The organism is Deinococcus rhizophilus, from assembly GCF_030271215.1.
GTDB classification, from domain to species: domain Bacteria; phylum Deinococcota; class Deinococci; order Deinococcales; family Deinococcaceae; genus Deinococcus; species Deinococcus rhizophilus.
Map to the genome: position 1 here is coordinate 1 of NZ_JASNGB010000232.1, position 3,901 is coordinate 3,901.

Below are 3,901 nucleotides of genomic sequence, written 5' to 3' on the forward strand. Positions count from 1 at the left end.
CAGGCGTTCGTTCTCGCGTTCTAGCTCGGTTTGACGGTCCCCCTGCCGATCACCAGCGAGGCGGGCAGGCCCCATACGGGTGCCGTTCTGCCCAAGACGCGGGCACGGCCTGCCTCCAGGAACTGTGCCTTCCACGTGTGAATCTGGCTCTCGTTGACGCCGTGCTGTCGCGCAGCTTCCGCCCCGCTGAGCTGGCCCCCTAGCACCGCCAGGACGATGTGCTCCTTGGTGTCCGTCGGCCAATTTTTCCGTTGCTTTCCCCAGCCAGCCCCTCCAGAGTGCCCGACCCTCGCAAGTGGGCAGGTGATTTTGGAAGGATTTCCTGGAGCATTACCGGCAGATCGTCTTCAGCTAGGCAACCGGCTGATTCAGATCCATGCCTCGGAACCGGCTCGAGCGCCCGCCCCGCATCCATACACGGAATGAGTGACTCATGACGAAAGAGCAGATTCTGGCCATGATTGACGCCGAAGCCGAGGCCATTGTTCGGCAGTACGGGCAGCATCGGCTTCCTCCGGGGGAACCCTTCGCCACGCCTCCGGCACAACTCCTGGAAGACTTCATCAACGCGACCGTCTATATGGCCTTCAAATCGCAGCAGATCCTGCGTGAAGACCAACTGACCGGTGTCGATCCGGCAGGCGCGACCACATATTTGACCGAGCTGTCGATCATCGCCGCTATCGCCCGCAACCTCAGTACCCGGCAAACACGACCCGAAACCGCCTTTTTCATGCTCGCCAGCTGGCTAGATACGCGAAAGCGGGGCATCGTCGATGCTCTCAAGGCTCAGGGGGTCCAGACGGCTCCCCAGGTGGCTCTCGACCAGATTACCGACTCCGGACAGAGAGGGAAACTGGTCGCAACCGACTTTGCCCTGTACGGACTGCTTTCCATGAAGGCGCGGCCTACCCCTGTAGGTGCCCTGCTCGACCAGTACCTCGAAGGTCTCTCCATCTTCGCCGGGCACCCGGTAGCAGGGAAATGAACGGCGGCCTCCTGCGCCCGCTTCAGCGAAGTCCTGGACATGCGTCCGAGGGAGAGGAGCTGATCTTGGTGCGCTGAGAACATCGTCGTCACCCACGCGGCAGGAGGAGCCCGGCGGCAGGCGTCCTCGGTGGTGCCGCCACCTCCAGCAAGGAGCCTGACCGGGCATCTCGGTGCCGGACTTATGCCGTGTAGCTCTCTACAGCGACCTGGAACGCCTCTTCACATTGCTGGCTGTAGGCGGCCTCGACCTGACGGAGGGCCTCGTCCCGGCGTCGCGCCGCCTCGGCACGGATCGTCGCGGCCGCCAGCTGGAGGTCATGCAGGGCATGGACGTAGGCGGATTCCACTGCGGCGCGAACGGCCGGGGAGCCTGTGAACTCCACGTGCCAACGGCCCAGGCGGGTCGACGATCGGAGGTTCGCTCCGGGCCCCACCCAGCGCCGGGCCACCTTGAGATAGAGCTGGGCTTCCGCCGGGTGTTCGAAGCCCCGAGAAAATGCCACCGCGCCGTACGCGGGCTCGGCGGTCCTGCCGGGTCCACCCTGGTCGGCCGCCCGTTCCCTCGCCCGGCGCTCTTCGGCCACCTTGCGGCGCTGCTCCGCAGCCTTGCGGTCCTGTTCCGCTCTGACCTCCCTGGCGCGCCGCCGTTCTTCTTCGGCCTTGCGGCGCTGCGCCTCCTGGCGCCGCTGCTCGGTCTCGGCGAGGTACTGGGCCCGGCAGTAGGTGGCGAGGTCGTCGTAGATCGTCGTGGAGCTGGGCTTGCAGGGCACGGAGGAACCCTGCCGCGACAGGACCGCTTCGAACCATCGCAGCAGCTCAGGCTCGCTCAGCCCGGCACCCACGTTCGAGGTGTTCAGGGAACGGACCTCGGCGAGCAGCCGCTCGTACGCCCCGGTGTGCCCGAGGCCGCGGCGAAGGCCCTGGCTGAAGGCCGGCCCCTGAAGCCAGCGCTTCCTCGCCGGGGCGCCCATCGCACGGAACAGCACCTCCCTGGGGTCAGCACCCGTACCTCTCTGGTACCCACCTGCGGCCGCTCGCCCAGGCCCCTGGGCACCGGAGCCGCCGGAGGGCCGGGTTCCCGGCCGCGTCCCTGGACCGGCCGGGCGCTGGTGTCCGTGCGCCCCCCCAGGAGCAGACGGCGTGGCCCCGGCGAGTCCGATCTTCACCCGCAGCAGGGCGATGTCCAGCCGCCTCGGGAACTGCGGATCGAGGTCGTGCAGCACCAGGCGGTGCTTCTGACACAGCTCGACCAAGACGCCGACGCATTTCTCCTTCTCTCCACTCGCGGTCGTGGAGGCGCCATGCCGGAAGACCTTCCGGGCCCGGTCCACGGCACGTTCCCGTTCCTGCATCACGCCCATCAGGGTGCTCCCTCCACTCCCACGCGGTCGTCACGGCCGGCGAGTCCCGGCAGGGCCAGAGACGTCCGGTCCCCGGAGGCGTGGAACCAGACTCCCCCGAGAAATTCGGTCTCCGGCCGGGCGAAGTTCAGGTGGAGGTCGTCCAGGCTCGACTGGACGACCTCCTGCGCCCGCTCCACGTCGGCCTGCAACTCGGCCCCGCGGACATGGAGGGCCGTCTGGCCGAGGTGCAGCGCATTGAGTTCCCGCAGCGTCTCCCAGTCCCGCAAGACCTCCGGAGAGGCGCCCAGCCGCACACCCACCAAGACGCCCCGTTCCCCGGCCGGACGCGCCGTCACCCGGTCGAAGACGCGGTACACCAGCAGGGGCGCCCGGGGCTGCCTCGACGCGAGCACCGTGACGCTGGCCTCCAGGGCCCGCGCCTGCGCGAGGCCAGCGTCCAGCACCTTGTGGCCGACCCCGACCACCCGGCCGAGGTCCTCCCCGGCCAGGGCCCGGTCGAAGGTCAGGCCGCGGTAGCTGCGCAGCACGCCGATCTCGTCCGTCCAGGCCTCCGGGGTCTTGAAGGTCAGGCCGCCCTCGTCCCGGACCTGCCGGCGGTTCAGGCTCAGCGCTCCCCGCAGGAAGGGCTCGAGGTCGGGCAGGTCGACCCGGGGAATCTGCCGGCTCACCTCTTGGTAGTCGAAGCGCGCGCTGTGGCCGACGAGGTCCCGCACGACCTCGACCACGTCCTGGCCCCCGAAGTGGCCCGTCCTCGCGTCGAACCAGGTGCCGAGGGCCTCCCTGGGGACGGCGCCCGCTCCGGCGAACAGGTCACGGAACAGGGCCGGCGAGGTCATGCCCAGCACCATCTGCAGCAGGTCTTCGGGTTCGTCCATCACCTCGCCGAAGGCCTGCATCACCCGCTCGAGCTTCACGGTGAGCCTGTCCCAGATCAGGGCCTCGACGGTGTCCTCGTTGCGCAGGGTCAGGACCTCCACCTGCCGGGTCTGGCCGTAGCGGTTGAGCCGCCCGACCCGCTGGTGCAGCCGCATCGGGTTCCAGGGCAGGTCGACGTGGACGAGCGTATGGCAGGCGCTCTGCAGGTCGATCCCTTCGCCGGCCGCCTCGGTGGCGACCAGGAACCGGACCTCGCCCCGGTTGAACCGCGCGGCGGCCTCCTCGCGGGGCGAGGTCAGGGTCTGCCCGGACACGTCCACCCGGCCGTCCCCGTTGATGAAGGCCACGCTGCCCTCGCCGTAACGCCGGCCCAGTTCGGCCATCAGCAGGGCCTGCGTCGCCTTGTACTCGGTGAAGAAGAGGACCGACCGGCCCTGGAAGCGCGAGTCCACGGCTTCCAGGATGGTGCGGACCTTGGTCTCCTCCCTCACCCGGTCCGCGGCCGCGACCAGCTCCTCGAGGCGCTCGAGTTCGTGCTCCATCAGCCGGACCCAGCTGGCCCACTCGCCCACCTGCTCGTCCAGCGCGTTGACGGCCTCGGTCTCCGCCTGGCCTTCGAGCTCGCGGTACTGCTCGGCGGTGCGCCGCGCGCCGCGTGCCGCGCGCGTGGC

The 3,901-nt window shown here is 69.1% G+C and carries 4 protein-coding genes; 1 reads left to right on the plus strand and 3 read right to left on the minus strand.

Going from position 1 to position 3,901, the window contains the following annotated elements:
* Nucleotides 1–20 precede the first annotated feature (20 nt).
* Entirely contained in the window at nt 21–206 is a 186-nt protein-coding gene (locus tag QOL99_RS17900) for a transposase (protein ID WP_407650204.1), read from the minus strand.
* A gap of 227 nt (nt 207–433) precedes the next feature.
* On the opposite strand from QOL99_RS17900, the gene QOL99_RS15680 reads away from it, so the two are divergent.
* Nucleotides 434–988: a hypothetical protein gene (locus QOL99_RS15680; RefSeq protein ID WP_285525193.1), complete on the plus strand. Its 555-nt coding sequence runs from the start codon at nt 434–436 to the stop codon at nt 986–988.
* A gap of 181 nt (nt 989–1,169) precedes the next feature.
* Here QOL99_RS15680 and QOL99_RS15685 read toward each other — a convergent pair whose 3' ends face one another.
* Both QOL99_RS15685 and QOL99_RS15690 read right to left on the minus strand, forming a co-directional pair.
* Nucleotides 1,170–2,351, minus strand: coding sequence for a hypothetical protein (locus QOL99_RS15685; protein WP_285525195.1), 1,182 nt, complete (start codon nt 2,349–2,351; stop codon nt 1,170–1,172).
* On the minus strand, nt 2,351–3,901 hold a 1,551-nt coding region (locus tag QOL99_RS15690), incomplete at its 5' end, for a helicase-related protein (protein ID WP_285525197.1). The genes QOL99_RS15690 and QOL99_RS15685, both read right to left, overlap by 1 nt.

Excerpts from the sequence above, each read along its gene's own strand:
- QOL99_RS15680 (WP_285525193.1), top strand. The coding sequence starts at position 434 with ATGACGAAAGAGCAGATTCTGGCCATGATTGACGCCGAAGCCGAGGCC.
- QOL99_RS15685 (WP_285525195.1), bottom strand. The coding sequence starts at position 2,351 with ATGGGCGTGATGCAGGAACGGGAACGTGCCGTGGACCGGGCCCGGAAG.